General features: G+C 54.6%; 20 protein-coding genes. 10 read left to right on the top strand and 10 right to left on the bottom strand.

The window, feature by feature from the left end; translation table 11 throughout:
• The first annotated feature begins 18 nt into the window (after window positions 1–18).
• Entirely contained in the window at window positions 19–189 is a 171-nt protein-coding gene (locus NQH49_RS04520; RefSeq protein ID WP_007887091.1) for a hypothetical protein, read from the top strand.
• Between the two features lie 111 nt (window positions 190–300).
• Complete coding sequence (locus NQH49_RS04515) at window positions 301–534, top strand: hypothetical protein (protein ID WP_256695739.1); 234 nt, start codon at window positions 301–303, stop codon at window positions 532–534.
• Between the two features lie 114 nt (window positions 535–648).
• Here the strand turns inward: NQH49_RS04515 and yniD are convergent, their stop codons facing one another.
• The 5 genes from yniD to NQH49_RS04490 form a co-directional block, all read right to left on the bottom strand.
• Window positions 649–756 (bottom strand): small membrane protein YniD, encoded by a 108-nt coding sequence (yniD, locus tag NQH49_RS04510; protein WP_021507251.1) that lies wholly within the window; start codon window positions 754–756, stop codon window positions 649–651.
• A 79-nt stretch (window positions 757–835) separates the two neighbouring features.
• Window positions 836–1,264, bottom strand: a complete 429-nt coding sequence (locus NQH49_RS04505) for an OsmC family protein (protein ID WP_154183140.1) — start codon at window positions 1,262–1,264, stop codon at window positions 836–838.
• Between the two features lie 62 nt (window positions 1,265–1,326).
• The gene (lldD, locus tag NQH49_RS04500; protein WP_008106005.1) at window positions 1,327–2,517 is read right to left on the bottom strand and encodes an FMN-dependent L-lactate dehydrogenase LldD; all 1,191 of its coding nucleotides are present in this window, start codon (window positions 2,515–2,517) and stop codon (window positions 1,327–1,329) included.
• Window positions 2,518–2,540: 23 nt separating this feature from the next.
• Complete coding sequence (lldR, locus tag NQH49_RS04495) at window positions 2,541–3,284, bottom strand: transcriptional regulator LldR (protein ID WP_256695738.1); 744 nt, start codon at window positions 3,282–3,284, stop codon at window positions 2,541–2,543.
• Window positions 3,285–3,460: 176 nt separating this feature from the next.
• A complete protein-coding gene (locus NQH49_RS04490) occupies window positions 3,461–4,633 on the bottom strand; it encodes a cyanate transporter (RefSeq protein ID WP_256695737.1) in 1,173 nt (390 codons plus the stop codon).
• A gap of 87 nt (window positions 4,634–4,720) precedes the next feature.
• Here NQH49_RS04490 and NQH49_RS04485 point away from each other — a divergent pair, with 87 nt between their 5' ends.
• Window positions 4,721–5,581, top strand: a complete 861-nt coding sequence (locus tag NQH49_RS04485) for a LysR family transcriptional regulator (RefSeq protein WP_256695736.1) — start codon at window positions 4,721–4,723, stop codon at window positions 5,579–5,581.
• Between the two features lie 88 nt (window positions 5,582–5,669).
• Window positions 5,670–7,031: an amidohydrolase family protein gene (locus NQH49_RS04480; RefSeq protein WP_256695735.1), complete on the top strand. Its 1,362-nt coding sequence runs from the start codon at window positions 5,670–5,672 to the stop codon at window positions 7,029–7,031.
• Between the two features lie 157 nt (window positions 7,032–7,188).
• Here NQH49_RS04480 and NQH49_RS04475 read toward each other — a convergent pair whose 3' ends face one another.
• Window positions 7,189–7,386, bottom strand: coding sequence for a hypothetical protein (locus NQH49_RS04475; RefSeq protein ID WP_256695734.1), 198 nt, complete (start codon window positions 7,384–7,386; stop codon window positions 7,189–7,191).
• Between the two features lie 398 nt (window positions 7,387–7,784).
• On the opposite strand from NQH49_RS04475, the gene dbpA reads away from it, so the two are divergent.
• From dbpA to NQH49_RS04460, 3 genes are all read left to right on the top strand, one after another.
• A complete protein-coding gene (dbpA, locus tag NQH49_RS04470) occupies window positions 7,785–9,164 on the top strand; it encodes an ATP-dependent RNA helicase DbpA (RefSeq protein ID WP_008105991.1) in 1,380 nt (459 codons plus the stop codon).
• Between the two features lie 140 nt (window positions 9,165–9,304).
• A complete protein-coding gene (locus tag NQH49_RS04465) occupies window positions 9,305–10,267 on the top strand; it encodes a chemotaxis protein (RefSeq protein ID WP_008105989.1) in 963 nt (320 codons plus the stop codon).
• Between the two features lie 844 nt (window positions 10,268–11,111).
• Window positions 11,112–12,668, top strand: coding sequence for a methyl-accepting chemotaxis protein (locus NQH49_RS04460; protein ID WP_256695733.1), 1,557 nt, complete (start codon window positions 11,112–11,114; stop codon window positions 12,666–12,668).
• Window positions 12,669–13,050: 382 nt separating this feature from the next.
• Here the strand turns inward: NQH49_RS04460 and NQH49_RS04455 are convergent, their stop codons facing one another.
• From NQH49_RS04455 to NQH49_RS04440, 4 genes are all read right to left on the bottom strand, one after another.
• Window positions 13,051–14,340, bottom strand: coding sequence for an HAAAP family serine/threonine permease (locus NQH49_RS04455; protein WP_256695732.1), 1,290 nt, complete (start codon window positions 14,338–14,340; stop codon window positions 13,051–13,053).
• Window positions 14,341–14,721: 381 nt separating this feature from the next.
• Window positions 14,722–15,717 (bottom strand): glycosyltransferase family 2 protein, encoded by a 996-nt coding sequence (locus NQH49_RS04450; protein WP_256695731.1) that lies wholly within the window; start codon window positions 15,715–15,717, stop codon window positions 14,722–14,724.
• On the bottom strand, window positions 15,714–17,021 hold the full coding sequence (locus NQH49_RS04445; protein ID WP_256695730.1) for an oligosaccharide flippase family protein: 1,308 nt from the start codon (window positions 17,019–17,021) through the stop codon (window positions 15,714–15,716). The genes NQH49_RS04450 and NQH49_RS04445 overlap by 4 nt, the downstream gene beginning before the upstream one ends.
• Window positions 17,022–17,037: 16 nt before the next feature.
• On the bottom strand, window positions 17,038–18,015 hold the full coding sequence (locus NQH49_RS04440; protein ID WP_256695729.1) for a glycosyltransferase family 2 protein: 978 nt from the start codon (window positions 18,013–18,015) through the stop codon (window positions 17,038–17,040).
• 1,024 nt (window positions 18,016–19,039) lie between these two features.
• Here NQH49_RS04440 and NQH49_RS04435 point away from each other — a divergent pair.
• From NQH49_RS04435 to NQH49_RS04425, 3 genes are all read left to right on the top strand, one after another.
• On the top strand, window positions 19,040–20,680 hold the full coding sequence (locus tag NQH49_RS04435; RefSeq protein ID WP_256695728.1) for an ATP-binding protein: 1,641 nt from the start codon (window positions 19,040–19,042) through the stop codon (window positions 20,678–20,680).
• A complete protein-coding gene (locus NQH49_RS04430) occupies window positions 20,673–21,365 on the top strand; it encodes a response regulator (protein WP_256695727.1) in 693 nt (230 codons plus the stop codon). Before NQH49_RS04435 ends, NQH49_RS04430 begins: the two co-directional genes overlap by 8 nt.
• Before the next feature lie 170 nt (window positions 21,366–21,535).
• The gene (locus tag NQH49_RS04425) at window positions 21,536–22,624 is read left to right on the top strand and encodes an ABC transporter substrate-binding protein (RefSeq protein WP_256695726.1); all 1,089 of its coding nucleotides are present in this window, start codon (window positions 21,536–21,538) and stop codon (window positions 22,622–22,624) included.
• The last annotated feature ends 59 nt before the right edge of the window (window positions 22,625–22,683 follow it).

The raw sequence follows: 22,683 nt of genomic DNA, 5'->3' as shown, positions 1-22,683 counted from the left end.
TGTTAAAGGAGTCTGATTATGCTGATTGGTTTTGTTTTATTAGTGAGCGCGTGTGGGCATGATGCCTGTGATGCCTTACCGGTTTCGGAGCGTATCTATCCGACCAAAGTGGCCTGTGAGCAGATGGCCGATCGCATCCATAAAGTGCGGCCAAATGTGGTCTTACTTTGTGGCGAAGTGCACCGTTAATTCGGTGCCAGCTTTATTAAAGTTGCGCAAATAGTAGCCAAACGGCATTGCAAGAATGGGTTGTAGCGTTCAAAATATAAGCTGCTTTTCACTATCACCGTTGTGAATCCAATGAAAACATCTCGCCCCCGTCGTCCAAACGGACGCTGGGTTTACTACATTTTGTATGATGGCATTCTCTGGCCCTGCCCCGTACGTTGGGAATGGGAAAGCGGCTTCGGCGGCTGGCTGCCATTCTATTTCTCGCCCACTTTTGAGTTCGTGGCGGGCGATCCACGCAAGGCCTATCGCATTGCGCGCAGCAGCGTGCGTAACGTACGCCAGACAGACAGTGAGTTCGCCTGATTGATTAGCCGATCTGCCATGGGAACCACGATGCCGTGAGCAGATAATGCAGTAACTCCAGCACTAAAATTACCATCACCAACACGCCAAGCTTGTGACTGCTGATCCACTCTTTCATCCCCATATCATCGCCGCCCAGCGAATCAGCATCAGCGCCCCGCAGATGCACAACAGCACCACGATCATTTTCCAGTGTTTGGTTGCAGCCAGTTTTTTTGCCACGCATCCTCCAGACGACAGAAAGCAACGATGCGCCCTAAGGCGCACCGTTGATTCTAACGCTGGTCACCCATTTGGGCGATTATTTATTCAGCGTGTAGTCGAGCGTGATTTCAGCATTCAGTACCTGAGAGACCGGGCAGCCCGCTTTGGCTTTCTGGATAATCTCATCAAACTTCGCCTCATCAATACCCGGCAAGACGATGGCGCTGGTCAGCGCGATTTTGGTAATGGCAAACCCGTCGCCCTTTTTATCCAGCGACACATCAGCGGTGGTATCAATGCTTGTAGGCGGATGCCCTTCATTGCCCAACATCAATGACAATGCCATGGAGAAACACGCGGCATGTGCGGCACCAATCAGCTCTTCCGGGTTGGTGCCCTTCTCGCCTTCAAAACGAGTATTGAAACCGTAAGGTTGATTGCTCAACACGCCGCTTTCCGTACTTACCGTACCTTTGCCTTTAATGTCGCCTTCCCAATGGGCCGATCCTTTCTTATGAATGGTCATGTCATTCCTCCTGTTATGTTCGACAGCTATTGAGTATAGACAACATGACTCATTCTGCTGGATTAGCTCACCGCGCGAGGACGCGCCGGACTCAAGCCCGCCTCGCTCAGCAGCGCGTTAGCCTGCACCAGCGAAGCCTGAGTAATCTCTTTGATCGATTTCGCACCGGTCAGCGTCATCGCCACTTTCATCTCTTTCTCAATCAAATTGAGCAGATTTTCAACGCCGCGCTGACCGTGCGTTGCCAGCGCATAGACAAACGCGCGTCCCAGCAGCACGCTGTCGGCTCCGAGCGCAATCATGCGCACCACATCCAACCCGCTGCGAATGCCGCTGTCGGCGAGAATAGTGATATCGCCTTTCACCGCATCGGCAATTGCCGGCAACGCGCGCGCCGACGACAGCACGCCATCCAGCTGACGCCCGCCGTGATTCGACACCACAATGCCATCGGCACCAAAACGTACCGCATCGCGCGCATCTTCCGCATCAAGGATGCCTTTGATCACCATCGGGCCATCCCAGAATTCACGAATCCACTCCAGGTCTTTCCAGGAAATCGACGGATCGAAGTTGTTCGCCAGCCAGCCGATGTAATCTTCCAGCCCGGTCGGTTTGCCGAGATAGGTGGAGATATTGCCGAGATCGTGCGGACGGCCATGTAAACCGACGTCCCACGCCCATTGCGGATGCGTTGCCGCCTGCCAGTAACGACGCAGCGGCGCATTGGGGCCGCTCATGCCGGAGTGCGCATCACGGTAGCGTGCGCCCGGCGTCGGCATATCGACGGTGAACACCAGCGTGGTACAGCCAGCGGCTTTGGCGCGCTCCAGCGCATTGCGCATAAAACCGCGATCGCGCAGCACGTAGAGCTGGAACCACATCGGACGATTGATGGCCGGCGCCACTTCTTCGATGGGGCAAACCGACACGGTGGAGAGCGTAAACGGAATCCCTTTCAGCGCCGCCGCGCGCGCCGCCTGCACTTCGCCACGTCGCGCATACATGCCGCATAAGCCGACCGGTGCCAATGCCACCGGCATCGATAGCGTTTCGTTGAACAGTTTGGTTTCGAGGCTCAGTTCCGACATGTTCTTCAGCACGCGCTGGCGCAGTGCCACGTCAGAGAGATCGGCGACATTGCGCTTCAGCGTGTGCTCGGCGTAGGCGCCGCCATCCAGATAGTGAAACAAGAACGGTGGCAAGATGCGTTGCGCCGCGGCGCGATAGTCACTGGCAGCAGAAATGATCATCCCTTATTTTCCTTGTGCTGAGGTCATGGGTGGCCCGGCAGACGCGTAATGCGCGCCTGGCGCGCCTCATCTTCATGCAGGGTTTTCATGGTGGTGTGAACAAAACCGAGGTGATCCATCGCTGCCTGGCGCGCCGCTTCAGCGTCACCGGCCATCACCGCATCAAATATCGCCTGATGCTGTTCGTTAAGACGATTGAAAATCACCGGTTGGGTATACATGCGCTGGCGACTGTGCAGCACCGAAGATTGCAGCAGATCGAAAAAGCCGCGCATGGTCTGCAGCAGCACCACGTTATGCGAGGCTTCGGCGATGGCGAGATGAAAACGCAGATCGGCCTGCGCCGCGAGATCGGCATCGTCGCTGTGCTTAATCTTCAGCAGCGCATCAAAGGCGAAGCTCAGCTTCTCTTTATCCGATTCGGTGGCGCGCAACGCCGCATGCCACGCGGTGCTGGCTTCTATCGCGTGGCGCGCTTCGAGAATGTCATAGCGATAATCAGGATCCTCCGCCAGCAGCTGACGAATTGGCTCAACGATACGCTGTTCCGACCACGGCTGCGGCGGCTGACGCAGCCAGGTGCCGCCACCGCGTTTACTGATTAACACGCCGCTGCTGATCAGTTGCTGGATCGCCTCGCGCAGTGACGAACGCGACGAACCGAACTCCGCCGCCAGCGCGCGTTCGGACGGCAGCCGCATGCCCGGCTCCAGCTGGTGCTCTGTGATCCAGGCGCAGAGCCGCGCCCGCAGCGTGTTTTCCGTCATCGCATTATCCTGTGTGATACACACCCGCCACGCTAAATTGGTAGGACCAAAATGCAGCGTGGCGGACTTCGTGGAGGAGAATGGTTAATGCTTTGTTATTTCGATGCAACGAAACAGGCGGGATTTTTCATGTTATGTGACGACGCGGCCACAATTGCGCCATGCGGTAGGACCAATTACGCCGTAGTCCGGCCAAAGGCCCGACCATAACTGCGCGGGTGAAAGCGCAGATTCAGCACGATCAGCCCAACCGTCACCGCCGTCTGCATCAGCCAGACGCTGGAGAAACTGTGGGTTAATGCCTGCAGCTGACCGGCGATAAACGGCATGCAACCCGCGATGATAAAACCTGCGCCCTGCATAAACGCCACCAGCCGCGCACCGGCCTGCGGATGCGGCAGGTGATCGAGCGCCAACACCATCGCCAGCGGAAACGCCGCGCCCAGTCCAAATCCGGCAATCGCCGCCCACAACCACGGCGCGAACAGCGGAGCAAACAGAAAGCCGCTCATGCCGATCAGCTGGCAAACCAGGCTGATAATCAGCTGCGGACGCCGATCCGCCTTGCGCGCCAGCAGTGGCATCAGCAGCGCACCCGCAACCTGACACAGAATCATCGCGCCAAGCAGCGATCCGCCAGCCTGTGCCGACCAGCCAAGATGATGATAAGCATCCGGCAGCCAGGCAACGCAGGTGGCGTAACCGCCGTTCACCAGGCCAAAACTGATCGCCAGCGTCCAGGCGCGTGGCGTGCGCCACAGCGACGGCAGCGCAACGTTTTTCGTGCTGGCGGCGGTGGGCACGCGCACGTAAAGCCACAATCCAATCGCCAGCAGCACCGGCAGCGCCCAGCCGGTCAGCGCCAGCGACCAGCCAAAATGATCGCTGAGCCACGGCGATAACGCCGCCCCCAAACCGCCGCCGCCCATCAGCGCGCCGGCCCATAATCCGGTGACCGGCGCGCTGCGCTGCGCAAAGCGCTGACGAATCAGGCCCGGCATCGCCATTTGCACCACGCCCACGCCGAGCCCGCCAAACAGCGCGCTAACCACCAGCCAACTGCCGCTGTGGATCACGCCACGCGCCGCCAGCGCCAGCAGCAGCAGCGTCAATCCTGCCAGCAGTAAGCGTTGCAGCGGCACGCGCTGCATCAGCGAAGCGCTCAGCAGCGCGACCGCGCCCATCATCACCATCGGTACCGCAGGCAGCAGCGAGGCCGCCAGTGAAGAGAGTCCCATCGTCTGGCGAAGCTGGCCGAGTAATGGACTAATAGAAGTGAGTAACGGTCGCATATTCAGCCCAGCCAACACCAAAGCGCCGAGCGTTAATCCGTCATAATGTCGATTCATACACAATCCTGCTGCAAAGAGGTTGTCAGCATTGCAGCAGTCGTTACTATTTGGAAATGAAATAACACCATAACGACCAGTGGAAAAATGAATCGTCAGCCGATGTTTACCCCGCAGCAACTGCTGAGTTTTGTGGCGGTGTGCGAAACCGCCAGCTTTACCCGCGCCGCCGATCGCGTGCATCTGTCGCAATCCACCGTCAGCCAGCAGGTACGTCGGCTGGAAGAGATGATTGGCAAACCGCTGCTGCAGCGCACGTCGCATCAGGTGGCGCTCACCGAAGAGGGCGAGAAGCTGCTGGGCTATGCGCGCCGCATCATCGCGCTGAACGGCGAAGCGCACGACGTGCTGAGCGATAAATGGCGCGACGGCGTGTTGCGCCTCGGCGTGCCGGAAGATTTCGCCGCGCCAACCGCCGGCTTGCTGGCCGAATTTAGCCGCGAACATCCGCAACTGCGCCTCGATGTGATGAGCGGCATTTATGTCGATCTGCATCGCGCCTGGCAGCGCGAGGAGCTGGATATCATGCTGATCAAACAGCCGGGCGGCGAACGTCCGCTGGCTGCGCGGCCCGAACCGCTGCTGTGGCTAGACAGCGCCGCACATCCCTGCTTTGAGCAAACGCCAGTGCCGCTGGTGGTATTCCCGCAGCTCGGTTTGTATCGTGAAGAGATGGCGCAGACGCTGGATAGCCTCGGCCGCAGCTGGCGCATCAGCTACAGCAGCGCCAGTTTGGTGGCGCTCGCCAGCGCCAGCGCCGCCGGATTGGGCTTAACGCTGCTGCCCGCCAGCTGCCGCTTGCCTGAACATCGCGTATTAGGTGAAGCCGATGGTTTGCCCAGCATCAACCATTTTGAACTGGCGCTGTTTTGCCGTGCGCCGCAGGACGATCTACAGCAGGCGTTAGCCGCCGCGCTGGTGACCTTTTGTCAGTTGCAATGGCAGTGATTTTTCCACTGCTAACCAGTGGCAAATATCGCAGCGCGCTGCGTTGAGTTTTGCCAGATTAAGCGTTTCTCATTTGATGGAACCTCTGATGCAACTAACCTCTCCCAGCCGTCGCGAATTCCTTAGCCTGACCGCCGCCGGTAGCCTGCTGGCCGCCGGCATCAGCTACGCCGCGCCCGCTTCACCGCTGCTCGCCAACAGCCCGCAGCCGCACACGCCACCGCCGCGCGTTGCGCATTATCAACTGCTCAACGTACGCCTCGAAGAGGACTTTGAGCGCGACGGTAAAGAGGTGATCGCCACGCGCACCGCGCTGTACGACATCACCATCAAAGACGGCACTTTTGCGGCAATGGATGCCGCAGGCAAAGCGCGCAACGCCGCCTTGCCACAGTGGGATGCCAACGGCGCCCTGCTGCTGCCGCGCACCCGCGATATGCATATCCATCTCGATAAAACCTTTTACGGTGGCCCGTGGGAAGCGCCGCGTCCGCGCCAGGGCAAAACCATCATGGATATGATTGCGCGCGAACAGGTGCTGATCCCGCAACTGCTGCCGACCTCGCAGGCGCGAGCGGAAGGGATCATTGGTTTGCTGCACAGCAAAGGCACCACCGAAGCGCGCAGCCACTGCAACATCGATCCGGTTAGCGGCCTGAAAAGCCTTGAGCACCTCAAGCTGGCGCTGGCGAATCATCCGGAATTCCCGTGTGAAATCGTTGCCTTCCCGCAGCACGGTTTGCTGCACTCGAAGGTCGATGGCTTGATGCGTGAAGCGATGCAGATGGGTGTGCAGTTTGTCGGCGGGCTCGATCCCACCAACGTGGATGGCGCGATGCAGGCGTCGCTGGATGCGATGTTCCAGATCGCCCTTGATTTCCAGCGCGGCGTGGATATCCATCTGCATGAAACCTCGCCATCCGGCGTGGCGGCGATTCAGTACATGATCGATACCATCGCGAAAAACCCGCAGCTCAAGGGCAAAGTGACGCTGAGCCACGGCTTTGCGCTTGGCACGCTGGAAGGCAAAGCGCTGGATCAGATGATTGCAGGCATGGCCGAGCAGCAGATGAGCGTGGCCTCGACCATTCCAATTGGCAAACTGACCATGCCGCTGCCGCAGTTGCAGGCGGCGGGCATCACGGTGATGACCGGCACCGACAGCGTGATCGATCACTGGTCACCGTTTGGCACCGGCAGCATGCTGGAAAAAGCTAATTTGTACGCGCAGCTGTATCGCGGTTCCGATGAGTTTGGCTTGAGCCGCGCGCTGCATATCGCCACCGGCGGGATTTTGCCGCTGTCGAATCAGGGCGAGCGACAATGGCCGAAGGTCAACGATGAAGCCAGCATGATGCTGGTCGAGGCCAGCTGCTCCGCCGAAGCCGTCGCCCGCATCTCCCCGGTACGCGCCACCTTCCACCGCGGGTTGCCCGTATTCAGCGCCTGATAATCCCCGATACGCATCAACGCGCATCTTGCCATAGGGTCGCCATTCATGGCGACCTTCTCAATGGCCGCACCACCCCAACAAAAAAGCCTCCGCAAGGAGGCTTTACGTACGACATAAACAGGGCGGCATGCGCACACCCGATGAGTGCTGGATTTTACGAAAGCATCTGAATCGCCAACGCGTACAGCCGCTGGTTTTCATCGTCACGGACAGGCTCTTCTTCCGCGTAACAGGCAATCATGGAACTCACTTTATCCGAGGATAAGGTTTCTCCATGCACATGTAGTGTTAACACGGCGCGGCCGACGATTTTCAGAATGTCTTCGTTTTGTCCCTGGACAGAATGACTCAAAATGACCTCTGAAATATTATGGGTTTTTAATAATTAGCCAAATGGCGCGCTAAATATAAAGCAAATCAGCCATTCGTTTTAATCAGAATTTTACCTAACCGCAGCCATTCATTAGCGAGACACCTCTAAAAAGGGTGCCAAAAGACGTGATAACATTTGTTTCACAACGCTAATTCTCCATTTTCGTTAAAGATGTCTTTTTTTAACGCAACTTCTCAGGATCAAATCAACCTTAAAAGCATTAGAACTTCGCACCATTGAATGTCTAAAAAAGAGACAGATCGGGTATAACGCTAACTGATTTCAAGTAGGAACCAGCGGCGCTTTTGCCATTGCCGATCACGCCCCTTTCTGCCAGACTGACCGCCGCAATCCTACCCGCAATTAGAGACTTTCCCGTGACTGCTTTTTCTACCCTGACGCAACTGCCCGCCAGCCAACTCGATAACCTGCGCGAGATGGGTTTCGACGCCATGACGCCGATTCAGGCCGCTTCCCTGCCCGCGATTCTGGAAGGGCGCGACGTGCGTGCGCAGGCGAAAACCGGCAGTGGCAAAACCGCCGCCTTTGGCGTGGGTTTGCTGAACCGCATCGATAACAGCCAGTTTCACACCCAGGCGCTGATTCTGTGCCCGACGCGTGAACTGGCCGATCAGGTCAGTAACGTGCTGCGCCAGCTGGCGCGTTTTACGCGCAATATCAAAATTCTGACGCTGTGCGGCGGCCAGCCAATGAGCGCGCAGCGCGATTCCTTAGTGCATGCGCCCCACATTGTGGTCGGCACGCCGGGCCGTTTGCTCGATCACCTGAAGCGCGACAACCTCGATCTCAGCCAGCTGCAAACGCTGGTGCTGGATGAAGCCGATCGCATGCTGGAGATGGGCTTTCGCGACGATATGGAAGCGATCATCGGCTTTACGCCGGAAACGCGCCAGACGCTGCTGTTCTCTGCGACCTGGCCGGATACCATCGCCAGCCTCAGCCAGCGTTTTCAGCGCGATGCGCTGGCGGTCGCCACCGAAGATAAAACCGAGTTACCAACCATTGAGCAGCAGTTTATTGAAGCCAGTGCCAAAGAGCGTCACAGCCTACTCGGTGCGCTGCTCAGCCAGCAGCAACCGGCCTCCTGCGTGGTGTTCTGTAACACCAAGCGCGAGTGTGACGACGTGGCCGCCGCGCTCAACGAACGTGATATCAGTGCGTTAGCGCTGCATGGCGATCTCGAGCAGCGCGATCGTGAGCGCGTGCTGATTCGCTTCGCCAACGGCAGCATCCGCGTATTGATCGCCACCGATGTCGCCGCGCGCGGTTTGGATATCAAGTCGCTGGCGCTGGTGGTGAATTTCCAGCTGGCGTGGGATCCGGAAGTGCACATTCACCGTATCGGCCGCACCGGTCGTGCGGGTGAGAAAGGTCTGGCGGTGAGCTTTGTCGCCCCCGATGAAATGGTGCGCGCCAATGCGCTGGAAGAGTATCTGCAGCAGAAGCTTAACTGGGTTTCCTCCAGCACGCTGAAAGGCACCAGCGCCAAATCGCTGCCGGCGACCAAAATGACGCTGTGCATTGATGGTGGCCGCAAAGCCAAAATCCGTCCCGGCGATATTCTGGGTGCCTTGACCGGCGAAGCCGGTTTCAGCGGCGATCAGATCGGCAAGATCGATATGACGGCCACGCACGCCTATGTAGCTATCGACGCCGCTCAGGCGAAGAAAGCGCTGATCAAGCTGAAAGAGGGCAAGATCAAAGGTAAAAGCGTGCGCGCCATTCTGTTGAAATAAATCGTACCCGCGTGAGGGCGATCGCTCTCACGCTAAAATTTCCGTTATCTCCCCTTCATTTTTTTTCTCTTCTGCCGATAAGTTAATCACGGCGATATTGCCCTGCCCTTTACCCAGCCCAGATCTGCTCCGAGGCCATGATGGATAATTTTCAGAAAGAGATCGATGAACGCGCCAACCTTGCGCTTTCCAATAAATTCGAACTGCTGTTGTTCCGACTGGGTTCCGATCAGCTGAAAGGCAAATCTGAGCTGTACGGCATCAACGTGTTTAAACTGCGTGAAATCGTGCCGATGCCAACCATCACCCGCGCTGCGGGCATGCAATCGCCGCTGCTCGGCATGGCGAGTATTCGCGGCCAGTTTATTCCGGTTATCGATCTGCCTGCCGTGACCGGTTGCAAACCGGAAACCGGCCTTAACCTGCTGCTGGTGACCGAATATGCGCGCAGCACTCAGGCGTTTGCCGTGGAATCGGTGGAGAACATTGTGCGTCTCGACTGGAGCCAGGTGCATACCGCTGAAGCGGGCATCGGCAGCCGCAACATCACCAGCATCGCTTGTCTGGATACCGATGGTCAGAGCAACAATCTGGCGATGGTGCTGGACGTTGAGCAGATTCTGTATGACATCATTCCTTCCGTGCGCGGCGTTGAGCCGAGCGCAGAGACCGCCAAAGACTTCAATCTGAAGCCAGGTCAGGTAGCGATTGTGGCGGAAGATTCCAAAGTGGCGCGTCAGCTGCTGGAGCAAGGCCTGAAAAGCATGGGCATCCCGGCGATTATGCACAACACCGGTCTTGAAGCCTGGATCAAAATTAACGAGATGCAGAAAGAAGCCGCAGCCAACGGTGAATCGATCCACGACAAGATCGCGCTGGTGCTGACCGATCTCGAAATGCCGGAAATGGATGGCTTTACCTTAACGCGCAACATCAAGCGCGATAACAATCTGCGTCAGATTCCGGTGGTGATTCACTCATCGCTCTCCGGCAGCGCCAACGAAGATCACGTGCGTAAAGTCGGTGCCGATGGTTACGTAGCGAAGTTCGAAATCAACGAGCTGTCGAATGTGATTCACGGCGTGCTGAAAAAGCCGCGTTAATTATCGTAACGCCCCCCTTCATGGCGTAATGCTTGTCAGTTAAGCCAACGACGCTTGCGCTGGCCCGGGACACTTTTGGTCTGGCGGTCCTCGCGCCGCTATCGCGGTGCCTTCACTTCGCTCGTCTGCCTGACGGACCGGCTGAGACGGGACTTCCATGTCCCGGCTCTGCCTTTCGCCCGCGTCCTGCGGGCTCTCCTGGCTTCCTCGTTCCGTTCAGCGCTGCGGATTGCCTGCCCAAAAGTGTCCCCGGCCTGCTCGTAAGCTTCAGTGCGTGTTGTTGAAAAGGGCACATTTCCAGAGGCGCTGGCACGTCTGCTGCGGCAAAAGGGCATTCGCAGCGCTGAGGCTTTTACGTTGGGCCAGGAGCCTCACGCATGGATGCGTGAGGCAGTTCGGGGCCGGCCAGGACGGCCGATCCGCGAACGGTCCGTTGGCACAACGTGGAAGCCGAAGGTACCGCGTTAGCGGCGCGAGGACGGCCCGTGACGCAGCAGATGCGTCAGAGCCCGCACCAAATTCAGGGAAACATGATTTCAGTATTACGCCATTCATCTCAACCAGTTAACCAGGTGCGCATGAATGCGCACCCTACAAAATCCCCAGCATTCCCGTCCAGCCAAATCTCAATGTTAACGTCATTAACCAAACTGTGACGTACCTCTAAAAAATTAAAGTTAAAACATTAACAACCGATAACTGATAGCGCTTGCGCCGGTGCTGCCATACCAGCTTTGTCACGCTGCGCAACGATTTTCACCTTACAAAACATCAACCTGAAGCGGGCACCTTGCCTGCTTGTCCGTCTTGAAAACATCAATTTTTGGCATTACGGGGAGATCCAATGTTGAGCTTAAAAAATATGAAGGTCGGCGTCCGTCTGGGCATCGCCTTTGGTCTGGTGGTGGCACTGTTAATCATCGTCGGCGTCACGTCGATAACCAAAATTAACAACATCAAAACCGGCATTACCTCGATCGTTGAAGATCGCTACATGAAAGTCCGTCTTGGCTTTGACGTGCGCGACGGCGTGAACGAACAGATCAAATATCTGCGCGGCATCGTGATTGATACCACGCGTCCGGAAAATAACGTCAAACGTTATCAGCAATTAGCGGACGCCACTGACAAAACCAACAGCGCGATGAATAAAATCAAAGCGGTGCAGGTGACTGAAGTGGGTAAAAAGAAGATTGCCGGTCTGTTAGCCGCCAGCGACAAGTTTGAAGCGGAGAAAAATGCGCTGCTGAATCTGGTACATGCAGGCGATGCTGATGCCGCCAGCGCCTATGTACTGAAATCCATTACCAGCACGCAGAATGCCTTTCTCGATAGCGCCGTGGCGTTTGCCAACTCACAGTCACAACAGCTGGAGCAGGAAGGCGCAAAAATTATTGATAACGGCTCATCAGCCATTGAGATGACGCTGATCTTCTCTGCTATCGCCATTGCCGCCGCCATCGTGTTGGGCTTTATGCTGACGCGATCGATTGTGCGTCCGCTGAATGAAGCGGTGGAAATAGCAGGAAAAGTCGCAGCAGGCGATCTCAGTTCACATATAGAAGTGAGCGGCAAAGATGAAACGGCGGTGCTGATGCAGGCGCTGCAGGCGATGAACGACAACTTGCTGACCATCGTTTCCGATGTGCGCGCCGGTTCCGATACCATTGCCGTGGCATCAAATCAGATCTCAAGCGGCAACATCGATCTCTCGTCGCGTACCGAACAGCAGGCCAGCTCGCTGGAAGAGACCGCGTCAGCGATGGAGCAGATGACCGCCACCGTCAAGCACAACGCCGAGAACGCGCGCGAAGCCAATCAGCTGGTGGCCAATACCTCCAACGTGGCGAAGCAAGGCGGCGTAGTGATGGAACAGGTGATCGAGAAGATGGAAGCGATTACGCTCTCTTCGAAGAAGATCGTTGATATTATCAGCGTAATCGACTCTATCGCTTTCCAAACCAACATTCTTTCCCTTAACGCCGCCGTCGAAGCCGCACGCGCCGGTGAACAAGGCCGTGGCTTCGCCGTGGTGGCCACCGAAGTGCGTAATCTGGCGGCACGTTCGGCATCTGCGGCGAAAGAGATCAAGGTGTTGATCGAAGATTCAGTGGCGCAGGTAGATGAAGGTAGCCGTCTGGTGACACACGCCGGTTCAACCATCGGTGAAGTGGTTAACAGCGTGAAAAGCGTGGCGGACATCATGAGCGAAATCACCATTGCCAGCAGCGAGCAGAGCAGCGGTATCAGCGAGATCAACTCGGCGATTACGCAGATGGAAGCGGTAACGCAGCAGAACGCCGCGTTGGTGCAGGAAGCCTCAGCGGCGTCGCAGGCGTTGCAGGAACAGGCCGATCGTCTGGCGCAGTCAATGAGTGTGTTTAAAACGGCGGCGGTGTAAAGATAAACAGGTTGCCATGAATGGCAACCCTACGGGATTTATAGCGATTTTGAGTTAAGAATACGCACGACTGCTACAGCGACGGTGTTGAGGCGACATCCCAAACCGCTGAGCGAATGAGGGATTCCAGGGCGAGCCGCATGGATGCGGCGAGAGGTGGCGCTGAGCAGGAGCGAATCGCCACCGGTCCGTCAGGAATCGTGAATGAGTGAAGGTACCGCGCAGCGGCGGGTTGGGCTGGCGCAAGGCCCGGGAGTGCAGAGGGCGCGGCCAGGCGCTCTCTGCTCGGTCGCCGCACGAAGGTGCTGCAACTGCCTCAGCAACTGGCGAACGAAAGTCGCTCAATGCTTAACTGAGCGCCATTAATGGCGCCCCTACAATGCTAACTCACCAGCGAATACGCAATCGACGAAATCGCCAGCACGCCGACAATCACCACAAACACGTTACTGATCTTCCCGCTGTACTGACGCATCGCCGGCACTTTCTGGATGGCGTACATCGGCATCAGGAACAGAATCATCGCAATGATCGGCCCGCCCAGCGTTTCAATCATGCCAAGAATACTGGGGTTAAGTGTCGCCACCAGCCAGGTGGTCAGCAGCATAAACGCGGTGGTCAGGCGATTCAGGCGCTGCGGCGTAACGGTTTTTCCGCGACTGCGCAGTGACTTCACCACCATGCCGTTAAACCCTTCACGCGCACCCAGATAATGCCCGAGAAACGATTTGGTGATCGCCACCATCGCAACAATCGGCCCCATCCACGCAATCATCGGCACATTAAAGTGGTTGGCTAAGTAAGACAGAATAGTGATGTTCTGATCTTTCGCCGCCTGCAGATCGGCGGGCGACAAGCTCAGCACGCAGCTGAACACAAAGAACATCACCGTCACCACCATAAGTAGATGGGCGTTCGCCAGAATGCGCGAACACTTCTTCTCCGCGCCTGCGCCGTACTCATCGCGCTTGGCAACGGCAAAAGAGGAGATGATCGGCGAATGGTTAAAGGAGAACACCATCACCGGAATCGCTAACCATAGCGTCATCAGAATGCCGTGGCCGCTTACATTCGCGTTTAACGATAAGGTTTCCAGCGCCGCGCCATGCCAGTGCGGCACCAGATAAGCCGCCAGCAGCATCAGCACCGCCACAAACGGAAACACCAGCACGCTCATCGCTTTCACAATCATCTGCTCGCCAAAGCGCACCACCGTCATCATGCCGATGATCAGAATCAGCGACAGCAGCACGCGTGGCGGCGAAACCAGCCCCAGCTGATGCACGATAAAGCTATCGACGGTATTGGTGATCGCCACGCTGTACATCAGCAAGATCGGATAGATGGCAAAGAAGTAGAGCAAAGTGATGACCTTACCCGCGCCCACGCCGAAGTGCTCTTCCACCACTTCGGTAATGTCTTCGCCGGGATTTTTACCGGAGAGGACAAAGCGCGTTAACGCGCGGTGCGCGTAATAGGTCATTGGGAAGGCAAGAATCGCCATGATAATCAGCGGAATCAGCCCGCCTGCACCAGCGTTAATCGGTAGAAAAAGCACGCCCGCACCAATCGCCGTACCGTACAGACCCAGCATCCACACGGTATCACTCTTACGCCAGCCCTTAGCCGCCGTTTCTACGGTGCCAAGCGTACCGGTTTGTGAGTTGTCCATCTGTCTCTCCAGAATTTCAAGCTTTATCAACACGCAGCCACAAGGATGACTGCTCATCATGGCGTAGGCTGCTCCGCCCGGCCGGAACGCAAAGGATGACGCTTCATGAGATGAAATTCACGCATCCTGATGTTTTGCGCCGCACTAAATGCACGGAACATGCGCGCAATCGATTGCATGGGGCGCTATTTGACATGAGACGCGGGATGAGTGCAAGAAGGAGAAATGGAGAGTGTGCAGAAAGACGGGAGGAAAGTGGAAAGGTGTGGCAACGCTGGGCTGTTGCCACGGGTAAAGCTGAGAACATCGGGTGAAACTCCCCCGGCAACTAGCCTCTGTACAGCAAATGCGTCCAGAGACTAACACCGGGAGAATTTCAAATCAGAATGCGCGCATCCTGTAGAGTGCATAAAGAAAATAGTACGCTGTAAGTGTATTCAAATTCATAATCATGTACTTCAATTTTTCATTTTTATTCAGCAGAATGAAAATACCTTTTGAGTATTTACCCCGCTTTATTTCATTAATTTCCTGGGCTATATCCGCAGGTGAAAACGAAGAGTGATACATCGCCGTCACGATTTGCATATCCAACGCGAGTACACGTTTGGAAATGCCCTTGAGGAAATAATCGAGATTGCTGGACTGATATTTACTGATTATCGAATCATACAGTGCAGTGAGAAACTGTTTACGCACTTTCAGTTCACTGTATTGCACTTTACGCTTCGATAATGAACCCTCCACATCTTCATAATGATAAGCAGCGCCCGGTGTGACAAGGAAATTGCTAATACAACTGAAGAATTTAAGGTTAAACAACAAATCCTCGCTCATGGAGATACCTTCCAAAAAGCGCAGGTTCAGCTCATCAATAATCTGACGGCGATAACATTTGTTATGCAGATAACCGATGTTATCACTCATCTCCAGCTCACCGAGCACATAAGGAATGTCCTCGTTGCTGAAGAAGCCCGCCTGCGACACTTTTCCTACGCGGTTGTCGTTGAGGTTTCCCACCATCAAATCGACAGACTCCGCTGGCCAGGCATCGAGATTCTGTTTGAAGATCATCAGGAAGTTATCGTCCACCCAATCATCCGCATCGAGGAATAACACATATTCACCGCAGGCCTGCTGCATTCCGCTGTTTCGAGCAGCGCTGACACCGGCATTTATTTGGTGAATCACCGTGACCTGCGAATAAGCGCTAAACTCCTGCAGAATATTTGCGGTTGAATCGCTGCTGCCGTCATTAACCACAATCACTTCGTAACTGCTGAACGTCTGTTTAAGCACGCTCAGCAAGGTACGTTTAATGGTTTTTTGTGAGTTATAGACGGGAATGATAAGACTAAATAGTGGTTTTTCATTCATGATAAACTCTCTTTACTGTCTGAGGTTTTGATATTGTTGAATAACAGCCATAGTTTCCTGGGGTTGATAAATATTTGGTGAATACGCATTACCGGTTGAGCAGGGAAAAAGTAATTAAGCAGGGAGAACGATAAAAATTCGGTTAATACCACGCTCATGGCCGCGCCATTTAAACCGAAGTTAGGAACCAAAATTAAAGAAGAGGCCACGCAAATTAATAACACCACGAAGGTTTTCTTCACTAAATAGCGATATCCGTTGTACTTAATAATGAAACGATCCATCACGCTGCTCAGTACCGCGCACATCGCACCGACGCTGAGTAACAGCGTTGGCGCGACCGCATCGAGATACTCCGCACCGTAAAAGTCACGGATAAACCATCCGGACAATAACCAAATCGCCAGAATCACCAGCGACGAGACGCCAATCACCAGCAGGTGTAATTTCTGCGCTTTGATAATCGATTGCCGATCGTCACGCTCGGCAAAGAACGCCGGGAAAAAGGAAGCCAGCAAGGCATTGGGTAAAAATACCCACGCGGTGGCGAGCGTCAGCGCGACAGAGAAAATCCCCGCCTCTTTCACGCCAAGGAAATACGACACGCTGATTTGGTTAACGCGGGTATAAATCGCCACCGCAATCACAGAAAACACCAGAGAAATACCGGACGCCACCATATAGCGGGAATATTTCTTCATCTGGCGCAGTGCCGGAATCGGTACCTGACGATGGTATTTCAGGAATATCGTCAGTTTGATAGCAAAAGGAATAAAGGTCGCCAGTACGATCGGAATCGACAACAGTTGCGAATCCAAACCGTAATACGAAATAAAGAAGCGCACCGTTAGACTGATAGCCAAACCCGCCAGATTGGCGATCACATTCAGGCGCGCATTGAGCATCGCTTCGTTGTAGATATTGACCAGATCCAGCGAAGAGAAAAGACAGGCAATCGCCGCGGCGCAGATAAACACCCGCGCTTCAGTGCTCCACTCTTCGCCCATAATCAACATGCCGCTGGCCGCCAGCACGCCGTAAATCACCAACACCAGCAGAAAGGTCGCCATCATTAAGCGCATGCCGGAGTGATGATTTTGCGACAAGCGTTTCAGCAGAATCACATCGCTGCCCATTAACGCGATGCTCTGGATGAACTGAAATACCAGCATCGAGATCGAGATAATGCCGAAAGTGGTTGGCCCAACGTATTTCGCCACATAGGAGGTGATAAATATCAGGCCGAATACTGCAATCAGCTTTTCAGCGATCATCCACATGGAGTTTTTTAATTTATCTTTCACAACTTAACCTCAGCGTTTATTTCTGTGCCAGGCGGCGCAGACGCGATACCAGTCGTGGACTGACAAAAAACAGCGCAAAGTACAGGCTCCACGGATTGAACATTAATCCTGATGTGAAATAGGACTTAAAGCTGCGACGGTAGAGCGAAATATATTCATCAATAAAGGCGCGGCTGAATCCGTCGCTGTGCAGCGCTTTATAGATATAAGATGAGGTGACTTTTAAATAGAGATGGTAATAACAGCGGCTATGCTGCGCGGATAAAAACGCCTGCATGCCATTAAATGAACGCGCAAAGGAGAAATGCTTTTCCCGTAGCGCCGATCGCGTGGCGGAGTTGGTAGATTCCACATAGTGATAAACCACCTGCTGGGTGAAGATCACCTGACGATCCTGTTGCAGATGCAGGTAATTGATCACGAACAGCAGATCTTCGAAGTTATAAATCTCTTCGTTAAAACTGAGCTGATGCTGACGAATCACATCGCCACGAAACACCTTGTCGCAGATACCGTGACGCGGATTGAAATAGAGCAGATCGTTGATCGCCGCCGAAGCGGTCAGCTGGCGCGTGTCAGTCGTGTTGGCCGGGAAATCGAGCGGCTCGCCTTGCGGCGTGAAGTGCTGCGATTCGCCACCCACCATCGCAATGTTGTTTTGCATCAGCCGCACATAGGTGGCAAACGCGCTGGCTGGCAGAAAATCATCGGCGTCTAAAAAGCACAGCAGTTTGCCGCGCGAGGCTCGAATGCCTTGATTGCGCGCCGACGAGACGCCGCCATTGGTTTTGTCGATGATATGAAAATGTGGGTAATGGGCGTAGCTCTGTAATAGCGCGAGCGAGTTATCGCTGGAGCCGTCGTTAATAAATATCACTTCAAAACGGCTCTCTTCCTGCTGAAGCAGGCTATCAATGCATCGCTCCAGATACGCTGCGGCGTTATACACCGGCACGATGACGCTGATTAAAACGTCGTTAACGGGATTTTGCATATAACCTCTGGACTCTGTCGGAGTAAACGTTGCGGGCAAAAAAGTAATCGGTGAACATTGCAGTGATTCACACTGCGCGTTGCTTGCGCCCGGCTTAACATTTGTTGCTTGTCTATTTCAGAGTTTCCTCAGGTCAATTAAAACTGGCCTTTAATTCTCTGTAAAAAGATCGCTAAATAAGATAATCGCCAAATAAACCGTGCAGTTTCATTCTGTTTTCGTTAGCTAAACCAGGCAGGCTACCGCCCCAGGCTTGCAGCTACCTGTATACTGACCACAGTGAAACCCATTATTTTGGCGTAAAGAAGCTGCGCTGCACTCATAAGAGTTCAGTTTATTTTCAGTTAGTTACGTTTTTTCTTTTGGTAATTTGGCTTAACGCCATTACCACGCCATTCATGACGCACTTAAATTAAATTTTTTATCTTTCCGGTAATGAACCTTGAAAAACGCTGGCGTTTTTATCGTGCTCATCACTAAAAACAAGAAATGCCGACCGGGGCTGAGAAGGTACATCCAAAGACGGGCCTTCTCAACGAACGTCACGACATTAACGATATTTGCTGTATGCCCTGCACTTTAATAACGCTGGCGCGTCATTCGCGCGCCGATAAGTGCAAGTGGCGTTAATTCAGTGTGGCTATCGCAGCCGCACTGCAAGAGGCTTGATGCCCAAAACTTGCGATCTAATTCAAAACTTTTCCCGGCATTCTCACCACTCGGGGTTATAAGGTCAATGGCTGCCGGGTTAAAACGGAATTTACTCAGAGAAAGGAGGGATTAAATAGCGGCGCATAGATTAGCCGGGGTGAATGGGTTTTTTATTGATTGATTAGCGCCGCAGCAGGCGATGACCAGGAATAAGATGGGAATATCGCTGACATCGTGCCAACAGAAACCAGCGCCTAAGCCGCGCCGGGATTGAAGCCAGCTCACAACTCTGATGTTAGCCTGTCACAGCACGCATTTTCGCGTGCTAGTCTCCAGCCATGCCTCTCTCCAGTTTTCCTTTACTGCAGGTTGTATGAAACGCAGATTATCTTTTCAGGTAAAACTCTTCCTGTCGCTGGTGCTGTTTTCCTGCCTGCTACTCGCCTTGCTGGGCACCATTCTGTTCCATTTCATCGATCGTCAACTGCATCACGATTTGGGGCAGCGCGCGCGGGTGCAGGCCAGTGAGATTGCGCTGATGCCCGGTCTGGCGGAGAAAGTGGCGCGCCGCGATATCGCCGGTATCGCGGCGTTGATCCAGCCGCTGCGCAACCAAAGCGATGCCAGCTACATCGTGATTGGCGACACGCAGGAACAGCATCTCTACCATTCGGAATCACCGGAGCGCCTCAATTTACCGATGATTGGCGGCGACAATGCGGAGGTGCTGCAGGGCAAAACCATTATTTCGGTGCGCAAAGGCGGCATCGGCGTGTCGCTGCGCAGCAAGGCACCGATCTTTAATACGCAGCATCAGGTGATTGGCATTGTCTCGGTGGGTTATCTCACCTCCTATATTGCCAATATCAATGTCAGCTTACTGTGGCAGGCCAGCCTGTATGGTGTGGCGCTGTTGCTGCTGCTGTTTATCTTTTCGTGGATGTTTAGCCGCAATCTGAAAAAACAGATGTTCTGGCTGGAGCCGAAAGATATCGCCCTGCTGGTGCTGCAACAAAAAGCGCTGCTGGAAGCGATGTATGAAGGGGTGTTTGCGGTGAACGCGGAACGGCAGCTGATTCTTATCAACCGCGCTGCGCGCGAGTTGCTGGATATCCAGCAGAGTGAGAGTGAACTGCTGGGGAAACCGCTGGATCAGGTGCTGCAAATCCATCCGACGTTTTTAAGCCAGCATGAGGTGAAAACCCATGATCACGTCACCGTGCTCAATCAGCGTCAGGTGATCGTTAACCGGGTGGCGATTGAGCTGGAACCCGGCGAGCCAGGCGGCTGGGTGTGCAGCTTCCGCGATAAAAACGACATCAACACATTGAGCAGCCAGCTCAGTCAGGTGAAACGCTACGCGGATAATCTGCGCATCATGCGTCATGAACAGCTGAACTGGACCGCCACGCTGGTCGGCCTGCTGCAGATGCAGCGCTACGACGACGCGATGCGCTACATCCACGCGCAATCTGCTGGCGCGCAGCAGGTGCTGGATTTTGTCTCGGCGCGCTTCACCTCGCCCGCGCTTTGTGGGCTGCTGCTGGGGAAATATGTCAGCGCGCGGGAAAAAGGCGTCGAGCTGAAATTTGACCCCGCCTGCCAGTTGAGTCGCATTCCTGCCGCGCTGAGTGAAACGGCGTTGATGTCGGTGATCGGCAATCTGCTGGATAACGCGGTGGACGCCACGCTCAACGCCAGAACGCCCGCGACACCGGTTGAGTTATATATTTCCGGTCGTAATCAGGAGCTGTTAATCGAAGTGGCCGATCAGGGTTGCGGCATCGATGACAGCATTAAACCGCATTTGTTTGAGCAAGGCGTCACCAGTAAACCCAACAGCGGCGACGATATGCTGGGTGCAGAACACGGCATCGGCCTTTATCTGGCGGCGGGTTATGTACAGCAGGCGGGCGGCAGCATTGAGATCAGCGAGAATTCACCACAGGGCACCATTTTCTCGGTGTTTATCCCGTTCCCGCCCGCCGCGTTAACAGGACTTTCTCATGAATAATGCTAAGCCGCTTGATGTGGTGATTGTGGAAGATGAGCCGCATCTGGCCGATCTGCATCGTGAATATATTGAGCAGAACTTTCATCTGCGCGTGGTCGGTATTGCCGCTACGCTGGCGCAGGCGCGTGAGCTGATTACATTACATCAGCCACGACTGCTGCTGCTCGATAACTATTTGCCGGATGGTCAGGGCGTGACGTTGATTGACGATCCGCTGCTAAAGCGCTTTGAGTGCTCGGTGATCTTCATCACCGCCGCCAGCGACATGCAAACCTGTAGCCATGCGATGCGCAGCGGTGCATTCGACTACCTGCTGAAACCGGTGTTTTTCCATCGCCTGCGCGCATCGCTGGAACGCTTTATGCTGCTGGTGCAGACCATGCGCCAGATGAAAAACGTTGATCAGCAGGCGCTGGATAAGCTGTTTAATTTGCCAGCCAGTGATGCGCCGTCAGCACCTTCGACCAAAGGGATTGAAACCATTACGCTCGATCGGGTGAAAAGCTTTTTTAGCGCTGCCCCAGAAAGTAGCTGGTCGGTTGAACAGGTAGTAGAACGCGTTGGCATCAGTAAAACCACCGGTCGTCGCTACCTGGAATATTGCGTGGAGATCGGTTTTATCGGCGTCGAAATGCAGTACGGCAACATTGGCCATCCGCGACGGCTGTACCGCAAAATCCTGTGATCTGGCGCAGATCGCGCGCGCGGCCTGTCGTGGTTTTTATGGTGTTAATTGCCTAAACGACGCCAACAATCACACTTCGTGAAGATAACAATCCGTCACCTCTTGTGTGGAAAAGTCGATAGGCTATGTTGACCTTTAGTTCCTCAAATGTAACTAAAAGGTTAATTATAATGTCGAACACTTTCCCTCTGTCTCTGATTGCTGCAACTGTTTTTGTGTCTATGTCAGCGGTTGCTGCCCCGCCGCAAGGCTATCCAGCGGATTATCAAAGCGTGATTGATGCCGCCACTAAAGAAGGCAAAGTGGTGGTTTACTCCACCACCGACATCAAAGCTGCCGGTCCGCTGATCAAGGGTTTCGAAGCCACCTATCCCGGCATCAAAGTTGAATATAACGATATGAACAGCACCGAGCTGTACAACCGTTTTATCAGCGAACAAGCCTCGGGCGGCACCAGCGGCGACGTGGTGTGGAGCTCCTCTATGGATACCGGTCTGAAGCTGGCGACCGACTACGCGCAGGAGTACAAATCCCCTGAACTGGCGCAGCTGCCGAAGTGGGCGGTGTGGAACAACAAAGCCTACGGCACCACCTACGAACCGGTGGTGTTCATCTATAACAAGCGCCTGATCCCGGCCAGTGATGTGCCCGATTCACACACCGCGCTGGCCAAGCTGATCGCCAGCCAGACCGACAAATTCAAGAGCAAAGTCACTACCTACGATATTGAGAAATCGGGACTGGGTTTCATGCTTTCAGTGCAGGATTACAAAGCCGATCCCAACTACTTCAAAACCCTGGCCGACGTGGCGAAAGGCGGTTTAGCCGTGCAGTCTTCCACCGGCACCATGATGGAAAGGGTCTCATCCGGTGAAAACCTGATCGGCTTCAACATCCTCGGTTCTTACGCCGAAGCGCGCGCTAAAACCGATCCGTCGCTGGGCATCTCTTATCCGAAGGATTACACGCTGGTGCTATCACGCGTTTCGTTCATCAGCCAGCAAGCGCAAAACAGCCATGCCGCCAAACTGTGGCTCGATTACGTGCTGTCTGAGAAAGGACAAAGCATTCTGGCTAATCAGGCCGACATCCCTTCTCTGCGCAACGATATTGAAGGCAAAAACGACATTGATGGCATGACCAAAATGTTGGGCAACGCGCTGAAACCGATCCCGGTTGATGAAAGTCTGCTGGAATATCTGCAACCGAAAAAACGTCTGGATTACATCAAACAGTGGCGCGAAGCCGCCGGTAAATAACCGCCGTTATCAAGCGCGGCGACTGCGCCGCGCTCAGCTTTCTCTTATCTGATTTCGCC

It is taken from the genome of Pantoea trifolii (assembly GCF_024506435.1).
Taxonomy (GTDB): domain Bacteria; phylum Pseudomonadota; class Gammaproteobacteria; order Enterobacterales; family Enterobacteriaceae; genus Pantoea; species Pantoea trifolii.
Note: the sequence above shows the minus strand (reverse complement) of the source record. Positions and strands in the feature narration are given on the sequence as shown.